Source organism: Bacillus sp. AR2-1, assembly GCF_008368755.1.
GTDB lineage: Bacteria > Bacillota > Bacilli > Bacillales > Bacillaceae_G > Bacillus_A > Bacillus_A wiedmannii.
Genome location: NZ_QORY01000008.1, coordinates 593218 through 610223, shown reverse-complemented (window position 1 = coordinate 610223; position 17006 = coordinate 593218). Strand labels below are relative to the sequence as shown.

General features: G+C 36.5%; 15 protein-coding genes and 1 riboswitch. All 15 genes read right to left on the bottom strand.

Annotation, left to right across the window (positions count from 1 at the left end; all coding sequences use genetic code 11):
* Positions 1–128: 128 nt before the first annotated feature.
* A complete protein-coding gene (rny, locus tag DT250_RS12915; protein WP_048545962.1) occupies positions 129–1691 on the bottom strand; it encodes a ribonuclease Y in 1563 nt (520 codons plus the stop codon).
* Between the two features lie 481 nt (positions 1692–2172).
* Positions 2173–3204, bottom strand: coding sequence for a recombinase RecA (gene recA / locus DT250_RS12910; RefSeq protein ID WP_048545964.1), 1032 nt, complete (start codon positions 3202–3204; stop codon positions 2173–2175).
* A gap of 142 nt (positions 3205–3346) precedes the next feature.
* Positions 3347–4585 carry a competence/damage-inducible protein CinA gene (cinA, locus tag DT250_RS12905; RefSeq protein WP_046956498.1) on the bottom strand — a complete coding sequence of 413 codons (1239 nt, stop codon included), beginning with the start codon at positions 4583–4585 and terminating at the stop codon, positions 3347–3349.
* Positions 4586–4605: 20 nt separating this feature from the next.
* The gene (gene pgsA, locus DT250_RS12900; RefSeq protein ID WP_046956497.1) at positions 4606–5184 is read right to left on the bottom strand and encodes a CDP-diacylglycerol--glycerol-3-phosphate 3-phosphatidyltransferase; all 579 of its coding nucleotides are present in this window, start codon (positions 5182–5184) and stop codon (positions 4606–4608) included.
* 63 nt (positions 5185–5247) lie between these two features.
* On the bottom strand, positions 5248–6159 hold the full coding sequence (locus tag DT250_RS12895; protein ID WP_000137490.1) for a helix-turn-helix domain-containing protein: 912 nt from the start codon (positions 6157–6159) through the stop codon (positions 5248–5250).
* Between the two features lie 21 nt (positions 6160–6180).
* On the bottom strand, positions 6181–6966 hold the full coding sequence (locus DT250_RS12890) for a DUF3388 domain-containing protein (protein ID WP_000574107.1): 786 nt from the start codon (positions 6964–6966) through the stop codon (positions 6181–6183).
* A 139-nt stretch (positions 6967–7105) separates the two neighbouring features.
* A complete protein-coding gene (locus tag DT250_RS12885; protein ID WP_000114455.1) occupies positions 7106–7354 on the bottom strand; it encodes a DUF3243 domain-containing protein in 249 nt (82 codons plus the stop codon).
* A gap of 75 nt (positions 7355–7429) precedes the next feature.
* Entirely contained in the window at positions 7430–8143 is a 714-nt protein-coding gene (gene ymfI / locus DT250_RS12880) for an elongation factor P 5-aminopentanone reductase (RefSeq protein ID WP_000759593.1), read from the bottom strand.
* Between the two features lie 99 nt (positions 8144–8242).
* Entirely contained in the window at positions 8243–9529 is a 1287-nt protein-coding gene (yfmH, locus tag DT250_RS12875; RefSeq protein ID WP_048545969.1) for an EF-P 5-aminopentanol modification-associated protein YfmH, read from the bottom strand.
* Positions 9530–10804 (bottom strand): EF-P 5-aminopentanol modification-associated protein YfmF, encoded by a 1275-nt coding sequence (yfmF, locus tag DT250_RS12870; protein WP_048545971.1) that lies wholly within the window; start codon positions 10802–10804, stop codon positions 9530–9532.
* Between the two features lie 198 nt (positions 10805–11002).
* Positions 11003–11962 (bottom strand): ABC transporter permease, encoded by a 960-nt coding sequence (locus tag DT250_RS12865; protein ID WP_000008857.1) that lies wholly within the window; start codon positions 11960–11962, stop codon positions 11003–11005.
* Positions 11963–13021, bottom strand: coding sequence for an ABC transporter permease (locus tag DT250_RS12860; protein ID WP_001085261.1), 1059 nt, complete (start codon positions 13019–13021; stop codon positions 11963–11965).
* A complete protein-coding gene (locus DT250_RS12855) occupies positions 13014–14546 on the bottom strand; it encodes an ABC transporter ATP-binding protein (RefSeq protein WP_064475025.1) in 1533 nt (510 codons plus the stop codon). Before DT250_RS12855 ends, DT250_RS12860 begins: the two co-directional genes overlap by 8 nt.
* Positions 14547–14664: 118 nt before the next feature.
* Positions 14665–15741: a BMP family lipoprotein gene (locus DT250_RS12850; protein WP_088610159.1), complete on the bottom strand. Its 1077-nt coding sequence runs from the start codon at positions 15739–15741 to the stop codon at positions 14665–14667.
* Positions 15742–15833: 92 nt separating this feature from the next.
* A complete protein-coding gene (locus tag DT250_RS12845) occupies positions 15834–16559 on the bottom strand; it encodes a GntR family transcriptional regulator (protein WP_000114176.1) in 726 nt (241 codons plus the stop codon).
* 233 nt (positions 16560–16792) lie between these two features.
* Positions 16793–16894: riboswitch (purine riboswitch) on the bottom strand.
* Positions 16895–17006 lie beyond the last annotated feature (112 nt).

Below are 17006 nucleotides of genomic sequence, written 5' to 3'. Positions count from 1 at the left end.
TTTTTTATTACTATAGCTTCAAGTGATTTCCTTACAATATATTTATTATAAGTTTGTTTCACTTGTATACTAATTCCCTTTATTTTAACCAATTCCAACACAAAAAAATAAAGTGGTGTTTCACCACTTTATTTTGCGTATTCCACTGCACGTGTTTCACGAATAACAGTTACTTTAATATGTCCTGGGTAATCCAGTTCATTCTCAATACGTTTTCGAATATCACGAGCTAAACGATGAGCTTCTAAATCATCAATTGTATCTGGTTTTACCAGAATACGAACTTCTCGTCCTGCTTGAATTGCGAAAGATTTTTCTACGCCTTCATAAGACTCTGAAATCTCTTCCAACTTTTCAAGACGACGAATATAGTTCTCAAGTGTTTCACTACGAGCTCCAGGTCTTGCAGCTGATAATGCATCTGCTGCTGCAACTAAAACTGCAATGATAGAAGTTGGTTCTGTGTCCCCATGGTGAGATGCAATACTGTTTATAACTACAGGATGCTCTTTATACTTCGTTGCGAGTTCGACACCAATTTCAACGTGGCTACCTTCTACTTCATGATCAATTGCTTTACCGATATCATGTAATAGACCAGCACGTCTTGCTAGTTTTTCATCCTCACCAAGCTCCGCTGCCATAAGTCCAGTTAAATATGCAACTTCCATAGAGTGTTTTAAGACGTTTTGTCCGTAACTTGTACGGTATTTTAAACGACCTAAAATCTTAATTAAATCTGGATGTAATCCGTGAACACCCACTTCAAACGTTGTTTGCTCTCCGACTTCGCGAATATACTCGTCCACTTCACGTCTTGATTTTTCGACCATCTCTTCAATACGCGCTGGGTGAATACGTCCGTCCTGTACTAGTTTATCAAGAGCGATACGAGCTGTTTCACGACGAATTGGGTCGAATCCAGAAAGGATAACCGCTTCTGGTGTATCATCGATAATCAGGTCAATACCTGTTAACGTTTCTAACGTACGAATATTTCGACCTTCACGTCCGATAATACGTCCCTTCATTTCGTCATTTGGAAGATTTACAACCGAAACGGTTGTTTCAGCAACATGATCAGCTGCACACCTTTGCATTGCAAGAGATAAAATCTCTTTTGCTTTCTTATCCGCTTCTTCTTTCGCACGAACTTCACTTTCTTTTACCATTACGGCAATTTCATGAGAAACTTCACTTTCTACTTTACCAAGAATAATTGCTTTCGCTTGTTCGCGTGTCAGATTGGAAATGCGCTCTAATTCTGTTTGTTGCTTTTGAACTAACTCTCCCACTTTGCTTTCCAACTCTTCAATCTGTTGTTGTCTCGCTACAAGAGATTCCTCTTTCTTTTCTAACTGTCGCTCGCGTTTATCGAGCGTTTCGTCTTTACGATCAAGGTTCTCTTCTTTTTGCATTAAACGATTTTCTTGTTTTTGTAATTCGCTTCTACGGTCACGAATTTCTAATTCAGCTTCTGTACGAAGTGTATGAATTTCATCCTTTGCTTCTAAAAGCGCCTCTTTCTTAAGTGCTTCAGCCTCACGATTCGCTTCGTCTAGAATACGTTTCGCTTCGTTAGCTGCACCATTAATCTTCGCTTCAGCAATAGACTTTCGAACAAAAAAGCCAACAACTGCACCGACTGTTGCAAGCAAAATGGAGATGAGTATCCAAACTGTACTACTCATGATTTCACCTCCCCTTGCTATGAATGAAAAAAGACTGTCGGCATGTACATTGAATACCAACATACAGCAAAGACCGTCGTCCCGCTTTTTTAAGGGACTTTCTTCATTTCACAATTAAAATGTCATATTATTATTTCGGCAAGATTTAAGTCTTACTCCGAATATTACTTCTCTTCTTGAGAAGAGTGTTTCGTATATAAGAAAAAATATACATTCTCATTGTATCTATCGCAATTTTCATTGTCAAGCGTTGTCTACTTTTACTTTCTTTACCTTCAGCTCTAATTCATATATGAATTTAAAAAGAAGACAGCATATTATCCTGGAAAACCTTAGTGAATTCCAGTTTATGCATACAAAACATGCATATATCCCTCTTTATACATAGCCTTTTAGGCAAATTAAATATTTTATCTCCAACGATATACAACGCTTTCATAATAATTAAAAATAAAAGACACGGAACCGTGTCTTTTATTTTTTAATCTTGAAGATTTGAATCTTCCGTTTCTTCAGCACCAGAGTCTTCACCAATTCCGTGATGGTCACGAACAAAGAAGGCAATTTCCTCTCTTAAATCCGTATTCTCTTTTAAGAATTGCTTCGAATTTTCACGACCTTGCCCTAAACGCTCTTCATTATAAGAGTACCAAGCACCACTCTTTTGAACGATATCAAGTTCAGAAGCCATATCTAAGATTTCACCTTCTCTTGAAATACCTTCTCCGTACATAATATCAACTTCAGCAACACGGAATGGTGGTGCCACTTTATTTTTAACTACTTTTACTTTTGTTTTATTACCAACGATGTCGTTACCTTGCTTTAATTGCTCCGCACGACGCACTTCAAGACGAACTGTTGAATAGAATTTCAACGCACGACCACCTGGAGTTGTTTCTGGGTTCCCGAACATAACCCCAACTTTTTCACGAATTTGGTTAATAAAGATTGCGATTGTTTTTGATTTATTGATTGCACCTGACAGCTTACGAAGTGCTTGAGACATTAAACGAGCTTGTAGACCTACGTGTGAGTCACCCATGTCTCCTTCAATCTCAGCTTTCGGTACAAGAGCTGCTACAGAGTCAATTACGATAATATCAACCGCGCCACTTCGTACAAGTGCTTCTGCGATTTCTAGTCCTTGCTCCCCTGTATCAGGTTGTGATAATAGTAATTCATCTATGTTAACGCCTAATTTTTGTGCATATACAGGATCCATTGCATGCTCCGCATCAATAAACGCTGCTTGTCCACCTTGACGCTGTACTTCCGCGATTGCGTGTAATGAAACTGTTGTTTTACCTGAACTTTCTGGTCCATAAATTTCGATAATACGGCCACGTGGGTATCCGCCTACCCCTAATGCCACATCAAGTGCTAAAGAACCACTTGAAATTGTAGAAATTCTACGCTCCGCTTGTTCTCCTAATTTCATAATTGAACCTTTACCGAATTGCTTCTCTATTTGTTTTAACGCCATATCTAACGCCGCTTGACGATCACTCATTCAAAATTCCTCCTTAACTCAATTGCTAATCTTATTATACCTATTTTCAATTCAATTTGCCAACAAAATCGAACATTTATTCGATTTTTTTATTTTCCATTAAATAAAAATGAGTTTAACCATAAAAAAAGCTAGAAGAAACTTATATCTCTTCTAGCTTTTTATATAAATGATAAAATCCATATTTCACCGAACGTTCCCTAATTTGTTGACGACTTCCACTTAAAATAAGAGGAAAGACTACAGTTGGTTCATCCTTAATCGCCAATCCAACGAATACTGTTCCCGGCTCTTTATGTTCTGAAGCATCCGGTCCTGCTACCCCAGTGAAACTAATTCCGATATCCGCTTTTAATAAGCCCTTAACATTTTCAGCAAGATAACGAGCACATTCTTTACTAACTGCACCATCAGTAGACAACACTTCCGCAGGTACATGTAAAACATGTTGCTTCACATCATTATGATAACAAATGATACCGCCTTTAAATACTGAAGACACACCAGCACTTTCTGTTACTTGATTGCCAAAGAGACCACCGGTTAAACTTTCTGCACACGCTAAAGTTAATCCTTTTTTCTTCAATAACTCTATCGCCTTATCATGCAGAAACTCTTGATCATACCCGTAGAAAAATTTTCCTACTCTTTCTAAAATCAAATCTTCCATATGCTGAATGCGTTTCGCAGCTTCATCAGCATTTTGATGTTTGGCAGTTAAACGTAGTGTCACTTCTCCATCATTCGCAAGGGGGGCGATTGTCGGGTTCGTTTGTCCATCAATTAAATCTTGAACTTTCACTTCTAATTGAGATTCCCCAATCCCGAAAAAGCGAAGCACACGAGAATAAATGTTTTCTCCTGTTGTAAAGTTACGTAAAAAAGGCTCTACATAACTTATATACATCGGCTTCATCTCTTTCGGTGGTCCTGGTAATAAAATATAAACTTTCCTGTTCTTATTTAGCCCCATACCAGGTGCCATGCCGTGATCATTCGCAAATACAGTTGCTCCATTCAAAACGAGCGCTTGCTTTTTATTATTCTCTGTGAACTCGCGACCTGTACGCTTAAAGTACTCGCTTATCGATGCTAATGCCTTTTCATCATATACAAGCTCTTCACCCAACCTAGAAGATATCGTTTCTTTCGTCAAATCATCTTTTGTCGGGCCTAATCCACCTGTGAAAATAAGTATGTCAGCACGTTCTTCCGCAACTTCAATCGCCTGCTGTAATCGCTTGTTATTATCTCCAACTACAGTATGGTAGTACACATTAATTCCGATTGAAGCTAACTTTTCAGATAAAAACTGGGCATTTGTATTTGCAATTTGTCCAAGTAATAATTCAGTTCCAACCGCAATAATTTCAGCATTCATCCCAATACCCCCATAAACTTCTATTTTGAGTTTACAAAAGCAGCTCTATTTTTCCAGAAATAATCCCACCCTGAAATAACAGTAAAGATTAATGCAATCCATATGAAAATATCAGCAACTGGGATATGGATTAAATTTAAAGGTACATCGTGTAATAAATACGCCGCAATTGCAATAATTTGTGTCCACGTCTTAATTTTCCCTAACTGATTTGCTGCCACTACTTCTCCTGTTCCAGCAAGTACAAGGCGTAAACCAGTTACTGCAAACTCACGGCTGATAATTACAATAACGATCCAAGCAGGTACGTATTGCATCTCAACTAATGTAATAAGCGCTGCTGAAACAAGTAATTTATCAGCTAACGGGTCAAGAAACTTCCCTAAATTCGTTACAAGATTATACTTTCTTGCGTAATGTCCATCAATCCAATCTGTAGCCGAAGCAATAATAAAGATAAGTGCCCCTACTAAATGTTGAATTGGTAAATCAACATCACCAATTGTGTATGAACCCCAATCAAAGGGCGCTAACATAATTACCATAAAAATTGGAATTAAGAAAATTCTAGATATTGTAATTTTATTTGGTAAATTCACAGCTATTCCTCCATCATATCAAAAACATTTGTTCATTGAAAAAAGTCATCGAGGCGATGACTATTATTGTGCAGGTTGCCCTATCCCTTGGTTTTTTATCACCAATCTTTGGTGAAGTTCTTTTTCTGGATCCAATGGATAAGCGACCACTTGGCCATTCAGTTTAACTTCAACATTCGTTGCATTCCCAATATTAAGTCGCACTTCTTTTAATGTTGATACATCACGTTTTTCTATTTGGCCCTCTTGTACTGTAGCGTTTAGAATCACATTCCCCGCATCATCTTTAACATCTACATAACTCGCACCTTTACCCGATATTTCCAGTTCTAATGTTTTATTGTTATGAATTTCCAAAGTAGATACTTTACCAGTTGTACCAACTACTTTTACTTCTTCTTGTCCCGTTGGTTGTGCTGGTTGTTCCTCTTTCTTTGGCTCTTCTTTCTTTGGTTCCTCTTTTTTCGGCTCTTCCGCTTTCACTTCATCTTTCTTCGTATCTAACGGAGAGTTTTCTGCTTTTTTAACTTCAATTTTCTCACTTTGAGCATTCGGAACTTTCTCATCACCTTTTCCAGTTAACGCTTGGAAAACAAACCAAATTACCACTCCAAATGCAATTACTAATAGCGCAACTAAAACTTTCGGCATATGATCTGCAATTGGCCATGATGAAGATTTTTGCATTGTTTCTTGTGTTTTCTGTCCTGTTGATACTTGCGGAACGTCGCGTTTTTCAGATTGTGGTATCGTACTCTGATATTCTACAAGCAGTTCCTCTCCATTTAACCCAACCGCATCTGCGTATTGTTTAATGAATGCACGCGCATAAAAAGCTCCGGGCAATACATCATAATTGCCTTCCTCAATCGCTACTAAATGGCGTTTTTGAATTTTTGTAATCTCATGCAGCTGATCCATAGACAAGCCCTTCGTTCCTCTTGCTTCTTTCAGCTTTTGTCCTAATTCTGTCACTACTAACACCTCAATATTTCTTTAAAAGTCAAACATAGAGAAATTATTTTGCGTACCTTGCTCAATTTCATCTACTAAATTATATTGAATTTCTTCATCATAATCGTTACGCAACTCGATAATATAATCAAAATCATCCAATGTGTATTCTGACTGACTCACAAATACGTCAGGATGTTCCACAACTTTCGTTGCAGGTAATCTCATAATTTCACGAACAAGCTGCCAATGCCTTTCGTTAGCACGCTTTGTTGACACGATTCCATCTAAGATAAAAATATTGTCGTCGCTATACTCATCTTCAATCAATTGACTACGAACAGTTTGCTTAATAAGAGTAGATGATACAAATAACCATCTTTTATTTGCACAAACACTTGCGGCAACAATGGATTCTGTTTTTCCGACACGAGGCATTCCTCGTATCCCGATTAGTTTATGACCTTCTTTTTTCATTATTTCAGCCATAAAGTCTACAAGTAACCCTAATTCATCACGTACAAATCGAAATGTCTTCTTATCATCTGCATCTCGTTGTATGTACCTACCATGTCTAACCGCTAGCTTATCTCTTAGCTTTGGCGGACGATATTTCGTTACCGTTATGTTATCCATCGTATTTAAAATTGATTCAAGTCTAGAGATTTGCTCTTGATTATCACACATAAGGAGTAATCCACGTCGTGCATTATCTACACCATTAATTGTGACAATATTAATGCCGAGCATACCGATTAACGAAGAAACGTCACCAAGCAAGCCAGGTCGGTTTTTATGTATTTCATATTCAAAATACCATTCAATCATCCAAGATCACTCCCCTTGCTTACTTTACACCTACGTACTATATTATATGATTTCACCTTAATAGGGAAGCTAAATGTATAATCTATCCCGTTCAATTATTATACAAAAAAAATAGAGAGGAGAATCTCCTCTCTATTTTTTACTTATGCTGTACAAACTTCACCATTAAGTTTGCGATTGTATGTTGCTCTTGTTCATCAGCAACTTTCCAAAGCTCAGACAATAATTTCTCTTGATCGTTGCGCGCTTCTACTTCATTTGCTAAATAATCTCCAACACGAAATGCCATATCTGATACAGCACCACCATCAAGACCTTTTCCTGATGCCTGTTCTAAACGTTCTCCTAAAAAGCTCTTCCATTGATCAAAATTATCTAAAACTGACATGTGTAAGCACCTCACTACTTAGTAATAGAATCATGCTTAATTTGTACAGTTTTTCATTTTTTATGTAAGAAATTTTTAGCAATGCCAACCACCATTTACTCCGATAATTTGTCCAGTTATGTAAGATGCTCCTGGTGATACGAGGAATGACACTGTTTTCGCTACCTCTTCTGGTAGTCCCAACCTGCCTAACGGGATCTCTTCAGCAATTTCATTCTTATCCTCTTCTGAAAATACTTGTAACATTTCCGTTTCAATTGCACCTGGCGCCACCGCGTTAACCCTTAATCCACTTAATGAAACTTCTTTCGCTAAAGCTTTCACATATGAATTTTGTGCACCTTTTACCATCGAGTAAAGCACTTCACATGATGCGCCGATTTGGCCCCATATAGAAGAAACAAGTACAATATTACCACTTCTCCGCTGAATCATAGATGGCAGCGCCCTTGATAATAATTTATAGATACTCTTCACTTGAAGCTCTACCATATAATTCAATTCATCGTTCGTTACATCTGTTACGAGTCCAAAGATACTCTTCCCAGCTGCATATACGATAACATCAAGAGGATGTTCAATTTGTTCCCACAACTGCTCTGCCCCATCAGTAGAAGCTAAATTCGCTTGAACAGGAATCACTTCACCCCATTCTTTCTGCAACTCGTTCACTTTCTCTTCACCGTTATTATAATGAACATATACTGTATATCCATCTTGAATTAATTGTTTTGAAATAGCAGAGCCAATCCCTCCGCTTCCTCCAGTTACTAATGCATACTTTTTCATACAATTCCTCTCTTATCTCAACAAAATCTTTCTCCTATAAATAATACCCTCATCTTACAATTTATCAATGATAAGATGAGGGTATTATTATGAAATCTTTTATTTTTTCGGTAAAACTTGACAAACACTCATTTTCTCTTCTGATAATAATAATTTGGCTACTTCTTGTAAATCTTGAACAGTTAAACTTTCTAATACAGTCAATGCCTCAAACAGACTAGATTCATTAAACGCATATCGTGTAAATTGATTTGCAATATATTCCGGTGAATTCAACGAGCGTAAAAAGCCACCTATTTTCTTTTTCTTTACTCGTTCTAATGCCACCTCATCTAATTGATCATAATTTGTATTTAGTAAAATGCTTTTCAAACGCTCTTCCAGCTCATCAGGTTGCTTCGTATCGCCGCCAACCATTGCAAAACCGAAGTTATTCTCTTCCGTATAATCATACGAGAACGAATCATCAATAAGACCTTCATTATATAAAGATTCGTAATGAACGGAGCTTTTCCCAAATAAATAATCTAAAAGTAACGTAAGCGCAATTTCTTGTTTTAAAAGGGCTTTCCCTTTTTCTTTTAAATTTGTCGCTTTAATACCAACTAAACATTTCGGTGTTTGTACAGGCATGGAAATAATTTTCTTCTTTTCATTTACCTCATCTGGTTCTTCTTCAAATGAACGTACAATTTCTGGCTGGTTTTTATAATCTTTTTTCGCTTGATTTTCACGTACTAAATCCATTGTTTTCTCTGGATCAATTGCCCCCACAACGAACAATAACATATTGCTCGGATGATAAAATGTTTCATAACATTCATATAATAAGTCTTTCGTAATTTTACTAATAGACTCGATTGTCCCTGCAATATCAATTTTAATTGGGTGCTTTACAAACAAGCTATCAATTAATCCAAAGTATAAGCGCCAATCTGGATTATCTTGATACATTTGAATTTCTTGCCCAATAATCCCCTTCTCTTTTTCAACTGTTTTTTCAGAGAAGTAAGGCTCTTGTACGAAGTTTAACAATGTATTTAAATTTTGTTCTACATTTGATGTACATGAAAACAGGTAAGCTGTTCTTGTGAAAGATGTGAAAGCATTTGCTGATGCTCCTTGTTTACTAAACAATTGGAAAGCATCGTGATCTTCTTTTTCAAATAATTTATGTTCAAGAAAATGAGCAATTCCATCAGGCACACGAACCATTTCTTCTTTACCTAGTGGTACGAATGTATTATCCATAGAACCATATTTTGTCGTAAACGTTGCAAATGTTTTATTAAATCCTTGCTTCGGTAAAATATATACATCTAATCCATTAGGAAGTTTTTCATAATAGAGTGTCTCTTTTAATTGCTCATAAACAATTTTCTCCATTTATTCTCCCTCCGTTCCTTGTAAAAAGTAAATTGTATCTAGTTCAATATTTTTAGCAACTTTCACAATCTCTTCTTTCGTCACACTTTCAATGCCTGTAAGCCATTCTTCAACCGGACGCGTACGATCTGAAATAATACCATGATACAGCATCTCCACAAATCCGCGTGGTGTATCAATCGCCTCTAATATTTGATTTTGAATAACACTTTTCGTTTGATGCATCTCTTCTTCAGAAAAATCACCATTTTGCATCGCTAACATTTGTTCTTTAATAATCTCAACAGCTTTTTCATAATTTTTCGCTTCGATCCCTGACATGACAAACAATAAGCCTTTATGACTTTCAAAGCGGGATGCCGCATAGTACGCTAAACTATTTTTTTCACGAACGTTAACGAATAACTTCGAATGAGAAAATCCTCCAAACAATCCATTGAACAATTGTAGCGCAAAATAATCTTCGTCTTTATACGTAATAAACGTACGATAACCAATGTGTAATTTACTTTGTTTTAATTCTTGTTTTTCAACAACTTCTTTTTCTTCATTATTTCTCTTATGAAGAAGTACATTTCTTTCTCTCGCAGGACGCGCTGAAATAGAAAAATACTTACTTACAAGATCCACTGCGTTTTCTGAAATATCACCAATAATGTATAGATCCATTTCATCTTCTGCTAACACTTTTTGATAATATTGATACAAACTTTCATTTGTAATAGAAGAAACAATCTCTTTTTTCCCATGTGCACTTAAACGATACGGTTCTACTTTGCACATTTCTTCAATTAAACGCTCGTTTGCATAGCGCATTTTATCATCGTACGTAGCTTCAATTCGTTGCAAGAGCGCTCTCTTTTCACTTTCTACGATAGAAGGTAAAAAACCATTCCCCTCTGTTGCTGGATGTAAAACGATATCCGATAACATAGAAAGCGCTTTTTCAAATAGCGGTGGTGCATCATGTAAATATACTTCATTTGCAATGTCTACATAAATAGAGATAATATGGTCTTCTCCTTTTTTACTTACATCTACTGCCAAAGAAGATCCGTATAATTCTTCTAAATATTGACGAAGACGAATTACAGAAGGAAGCTTTTCTGTCGCACTTTGCAATACGTATGGCAATAGGGCACGCTCTGTCACCGTCTCCTCATTTAAAGGTGCTTTAAAACGAAATACAAAAGTATTTGTTTTATATTTATCAGTCGGAATAATATGTACTCGCAAACCACCTAACTCATGTAACTGTTGTTCCATTAGTTTCATTTATAGCCCTCCTTTACGTATATAGGAATATTCCTCTTCAATATACAGTTTTTAGAAATGAAAAATCAACTTTTCTTCCTCACTATACTTACATGAGGCTCTTTCTAAAAACTTTCATATGTAAGGAACATAGTAAAATTCCGTATTACATATATTCTATGTAAAAAAGCCCGCACTAATGTGCGAGCTTTTTTATACTTATCGTTTTCCTTTTTCATACGGCGTTCCTAACGCTTTCGGAGCTTCAGAACGACCTACAAAACCAACAAGTGCTAATATTGTGAATACATACGGTAATATCGTTAATAAAACACTCGGAATTTGATCTAATACAGGAATTGTTCCACCTGTTACACTTAACGATTGTGCAAAACCAAAGAATAGCGCTGCACCTAATGCACCTAATGGATTCCACTTCCCAAAGATCATGGCAGCTAACGCTAAGAAACCTTGTCCAGTAATAGTTGCCCCTGAGAAGTTATTAGAAATTGACATTGCAAAAATTGCTCCACCAATTCCAGCAAACACACCTGATATACAAACACCAATATAGCGCATTTTATATACGTTAATTCCCATCGTATCAGCTGCCATTGGATGCTCACCAACCGCACGAAGACGAAGACCGAACGGTGTTTTATAAATAACATACCAAACAACGAATGCTAAAATAATAGCAATATACGACGTTATCGGTACGTTAGAGAAGAATATTTTCCCTAAAACCGGAATATCCGAAAGGCCTGGAATATCAATCTTTTCAATACGGTACTGAATAAAGTCAGTCTGTCCTTTATCAAAAATCTTCTTAATTGCAAATACCGTTAATCCAAGAGATAAGAAGTTAATCGCTACACCACTTACAACTTGATCCGCTCGGAATGTAATAGATGCTACCGCATGAAGTAATGCAAATAACCCACTACCGATTGCCGCAAATAATAACGCAATCCACGGAGTCATCGTTCCCCATGTATCACCCATTAATAAGTTTGTAACAACTCCAATAAATGCACCAAATAGCATTAGTCCTTCTAATCCAATATTTACAACACCTGATCGTTCACTAAATACACCACCTAGTGCTGTAAAAATTATAGGTGCTGATGTATATAACGTACCCGTCACAAGAATGGCTAATATATCTAAAAAGCTCATTTATTTCCCCTCCTTGCTCATGCGTGTAAGCGCCCATCTTAACACATAACTACATGCAACAAAGAAGATGATACATGCAATAATCACATTAATAAGCTCTGATGGTACATCTGCCTCAAAGTTCATTTGAGGGGAAGCACTTTTCAAACCACCAAATAATAAAGCTGAAAGGATAATACCAAACGGATTATTCCCCCCAAGTAAAGCTACGGCAATCCCGTCAAATCCTACTCCTGTAAACGAAGACATTGCTGTCATACTTTGGAATGTTCCTAACCCTTCCATCGCACCACCAATCCCTGCAAATGCACCAGCAATTGTCATAGAGAATACTACATTGCGAGAAACTTTCATACCAGCATATTGGGAGGCATGTTGATTAAATCCTACCGACTTTAATTCATACCCTAAAGTTGTTCGATCTAATAAGAACCACATTAAAATAGCGATTAAAATTGCTACAACAATTCCCCAGTGAAGGCGCGAACCGTCAGTGATGGCAGCAAGCCAGTCTGAAGATAATGACGCACTCGCTTTGATGTCGTACGTTTTATCATTACCCTCGTGCAAGAAACGCTTAATAATGTCATATGTTACGTATAACGCAATGTAGTTCATCATAATCGTTACAATAACTTCATTAACTTGAAATTTCCCCTTTAAATATCCAGGGATGAAACCCCAAATTCCACCTACCAATGCTGCAAATAAAATAGATAACGGAATGTGAAGAACAGCTGGTAGCGAAACTGCATAACCGAACCAAACTGCTGCAAGCCAACCAACTAGTAATTGCCCCTCTACCCCGATATTAAATAAACCTGTACGAAATGCAAACGCCACTGATAAGCCGGCAAGAATAAGCGGGATCATTGTACGAAGCGTTTCACCTATTGCACTTGGGCTACCGAACATTCCTGTCCAAAGTGCACTATAACCAACAATTGGATCATAGCCACTAACTAGCATTACAATTGCTCCGACAAGTAAGCCAAAAATAACGGATAGTACTGGGACTAAAATATTTATCGTTCGTTCTGTTAAAAGTTTTTTAGCCATTTGTACCCACCTGCTCCTTCTTTGTTCCTCCAGCCATTAACAATCCAAGCTGTTGTTCATTCGTTTCTTTCGCATCAACAATTGCTACAATTTTCCCTTCATAAATAACAGCAATTCGGTCACTAACATTTAAGATTTCATCTAACTCTAAAGATAAAAGTAATACACCTTTTCCTTTATCCCTTTGCTCTATTAATCTCTTATGAATAAATTCAATTGCTCCTACATCTAAACCACGTGTTGGCTGTGCCGCGATTAATAAATCTGGATCACGGTCTACTTCACGTGCAATAATTGCTTTTTGTTGATTCCCCCCAGATAAAGCGCGCGCTAACGTTTGCTCACTAGGTGTACGTACATCAAACTGTTCAATAAGTGCCTTTGCTTTTTCTGTAATTTTACTAAAATTTAAAATCCCTTTCTTTGAAAACGGATTTTTATAGTACGTTTGCAGAACTATATTATCTCTAACAGAAAAATCAAGAACAAGGCCGTGTTTATGACGATCTTCTGGAATATGACCAATTCCTTCTTCTGTTATCCTTCTAACAGGCCAATTTGTTATTTCTTTTCCTTTAATTGCAATAGAACCTGACTCAACTTTTCGTAAACCAGTAATTGCTTCTATCAATTCACTTTGTCCGTTTCCATCAATCCCTGCAATTCCAACAATTTCCCCCGCACGAACAGTTAAGTCAAGGCCTTTTACAGCAGGTAGTTGACGTGCATCGTGAGCAACAAGATTTGCAATTGAAAGTACCTCTTCTTTTGGCTTCGCGTCTATTTTTTCTGTTTTAAAATTCACTTGACGTCCGACCATTAATTCTGCAAGTTTATTTTCATCCGTATTTGCAACGTCAACCGTTCCAATCCCTTTTCCTTTACGAATAATCGTACAACGATCGCAAACTTCCATAATTTCTTTCAACTTATGTGTAATAAGAACAATAGATTTTCCTTCTTGTACAAGCTTTTTCATAATTTGAATTAGCTCATGAATTTCTTGCGGTGTTAACACAGCTGTCGGTTCATCAAATATTAAAATTTCTGCCCCACGGTAAAGTGTTTTTAAAATCTCAACACGCTGCTGCATACCAACTGAAATATCCTGTATTTTCGCATATGGATCTACAGCTAATCCGTATTGTTCAGACAGTTTTTGAATTTCTTTAGCAGCTTCCTCAACAGCAATTTTCCCGTTTTTCTTCGGTTCATTTCCGAGAATAATATTCTCTGTAACTGTAAAATTATGAACAAGCATAAAGTGCTGATGAACCATTCCAATACCAAGGTCATTTGCCACATTCGGATTGGTAATGTTTACAGACTTTCCTTTAATTTTAATTTCACCTTGTTCTGGTTGATACAAACCAAATAGTACATTCATCAATGTGGATTTCCCTGCACCATTTTCTCCAAGTAAAGCATGTATTTCTCCTTGCTTTACTTGCAGCGTAATATCATCATTCGCTACAATGCCTGGGAATACTTTCGTAATGTTATTCATCTCAATTACGTATTCCATTTCGTTCCTCCTTTTAACAGGGAACATTCCCCTATTACACTATTAACTTATTAAGCAATTTGGAAGTTTTATACATACAAAGGTTAGTTCTATGAACTAACCTTTGCTATTTCTCTATTTATTTTTTTAGAGAAGCTTCATATTCTTTATACTCTTTATCTGTAGCTGGTACTTTAATTTCACCATCTGTAATTTTCTTTTCAAACTCTTCTACTTTTGTTAAAATTTCAGGGTTAACTTTTTTCACGTTGTCAGTTGTTTTTGCAATACCAACACCGTCATCTTTTAAGCCAAATGCTTCTATTTTACCGCCTTTTAATTTACCATCTTTCGCTTCTTGTGCTACTTTTTCAACAGCGATATCTACACGTTTTACCATTGAAGTTAATGTTACGTTTTCAGGCATACCTTCTTGGTTTTGGTCACGGTCCACACCGATTACCCAAACATTTTCACCTTTTTTCTTACGGTTTTTCGCTTCAGTGAACACGCCGTTACCTGTACCACCAGCAGCATGATAAATTACATCTACACCTTGACCATACATTGCTGATGCAAGAACTGTACCTTTTTCCGGTTTATCAAATGCTTCCGCATATTCAGATACGATTTCAATATTTGGATTTACTGCCTTTGCACCCGCTTTAAATCCATTTTCAAATTTACTAATTAAATCACTCTTCATTCCACCAACAAATCCTACTTTATTAGATTTTGTTGACATAGCCGCTACCGCACCTACAAGGAATGAACCTTCATGATCTTTAAATGTGATACTTGTTACGTTCGGTGCATCTACAACAGTATCCACAATTGCGAATTGTTGTTTTGGAGCTTCTTTTGCTACTTCTTTAATTGCACCTTCTAATTTATAACCGATTCCGAAAGATAAATCATACTTATCTTTTGAAAATTTCTTTAAGTTTGGAATATAATCTGCTTCTTTTTCAGACTGTAGGTAACGATAATTTGTCTTTTCCTTTAATCCATTATCTTTACCAAACTTTTTCAAACCTTCCCAAGAAGATTGGTTGAATGATTTATCATCAACACCCCCAACATCCGTTACCATACCAACTTTGAATTCTTTATCTTCTTTCTTGTCACTGCTCGCCTTATCCGAGTTACCACATGCACCTAAAATCGCGCTTGCTGCTAATGTTAATGATAATAAAAGACCTGTTTTTTTCTTCATACTAGAAACCCCTCCTAAAATTATATATATCTCTTTATTCTTACGCTGCTGTCCCTAACTTCTTGCTGTCACCTCCCTAAAATGGAACTTACCTACATACGTTTTCTTAATACGTGGAAGCTAAACTTATCAGCTCTAAAGTAATTGATAGAATATAAGATTGGCTCATCATTTTGATCATAGTGCATTTGTTTTAAAACTAGCAGTGCCGTTTCCGGTTCACATTCTAAAATCGGTGAGATTTTCGGATGATAGCCAATTGGCTCAATGTGAGCAACTGCGTATGTGATACGTTTGTGCGTATTGTTATGTATCACTGTAAGTAACGATTCTTCGTTGTATCCCGATAAATCTGGCAAGATTTCTTTTGCAAGTTTATCGATACAATATACAACAGGTTCCCCATCTGCTGTACGCACACGCTCAATCATTACGGCATTAAAACCGTCTTCACTATTAAACTTCTCTTTTTCTTCTTCTGTTAAACTTGTTGTAGATGATGATAAAAAGATAGTTCCTGGTGTTTTCCCCACACTAGAAATCATATCTGTAATACTAGAAAGTTGTTCAATCCCAGAAGAAAATAACGGCTTTGCATTTACAAATGTTCCTACACCATGTCTACGAATGACAACATTTTCTTCTTCTAAAATACGCAGTGCTTCCCTTAAAGTCGCCCTACTTACACCAAGTTCTTTCGCTAAATCAAACTCTGATGGTAACTTCTGTCTTTCTTTGTAAGCTCCATCTTTAATTTTTTCTTTGATGTGATCAATCACCCGTAAATATAGGTGACGACTATCGGATTTTACTGACATAAGACTCCCCCGCATTTCAATTATTCGACCTCTGATGTAAGACTTCTTTTCTCTTTTTTCAACTTACAACATAATAAAAATTGCTAAATACTAAAAACAAGCTTAATTGTCGAATAAATATTAATAATTTTTCAAGATGAAATTTTCACTCTTTACTCCATAAAAAAAACTTCGCACCATAAACATTCCTCATTTCGAGAAAAAGTTCGGCACAAAGATCTCTTACATCCTTTGTTACACACTTTTCCCCTCATAGTCCAGCAATTCATGGTTGCCGGGTAGAAACTTATGGACCTTATCTCCAAGATTATATGAGGCAGTGATTCTTTTCGAAGTAATCTTACCACTTGCTCCCATACGTGTCAACAAAATTTAACATTTTTCTACATTAAATATCGAACATTCATTAAAAACATAATCAAAGTATTCGTATTCTAAAGAATCGCT

Coding starts and splice junctions, on each gene's coding strand:
- rny (WP_048545962.1), bottom strand. CDS start 1,691: ATGAGTAGTACAGTTTGGATACTCATCTCCATTTTGCTTGCAACAGTC.
- recA (WP_048545964.1), bottom strand. CDS start 3,204: ATGAGTGATCGTCAAGCGGCGTTAGATATGGCGTTAAAACAAATAGAG.
- cinA (WP_046956498.1), bottom strand. CDS start 4,585: ATGAATGCTGAAATTATTGCGGTTGGAACTGAATTATTACTTGGACAA.
- DT250_RS12890 (WP_000574107.1), bottom strand. CDS start 6,966: ATGATTGAATGGTATTTTGAATATGAAATACATAAAAACCGACCTGGC.
- DT250_RS12885 (WP_000114455.1), bottom strand. CDS start 7,354: ATGTCAGTTTTAGATAATTTTGATCAATGGAAGAGCTTTTTAGGAGAA.
- ymfI (WP_000759593.1), bottom strand. CDS start 8,143: ATGAAAAAGTATGCATTAGTAACTGGAGGAAGCGGAGGGATTGGCTCT.
- yfmH (WP_048545969.1), bottom strand. CDS start 9,529: ATGGAGAAAATTGTTTATGAGCAATTAAAAGAGACACTCTATTATGAA.
- yfmF (WP_048545971.1), bottom strand. CDS start 10,804: ATGAAACTAATGGAACAACAGTTACATGAGTTAGGTGGTTTGCGAGTA.
- DT250_RS12865 (WP_000008857.1), bottom strand. CDS start 11,962: ATGAGCTTTTTAGATATATTAGCCATTCTTGTGACGGGTACGTTATAT.
- DT250_RS12860 (WP_001085261.1), bottom strand. CDS start 13,021: ATGGCTAAAAAACTTTTAACAGAACGAACGATAAATATTTTAGTCCCA.
- DT250_RS12855 (WP_064475025.1), bottom strand. CDS start 14,546: ATGGAATACGTAATTGAGATGAATAACATTACGAAAGTATTCCCAGGC.
- DT250_RS12850 (WP_088610159.1), bottom strand. CDS start 15,741: ATGAAGAAAAAAACAGGTCTTTTATTATCATTAACATTAGCAGCAAGC.
- DT250_RS12845 (WP_000114176.1), bottom strand. CDS start 16,559: ATGTCAGTAAAATCCGATAGTCGTCACCTATATTTACGGGTGATTGAT.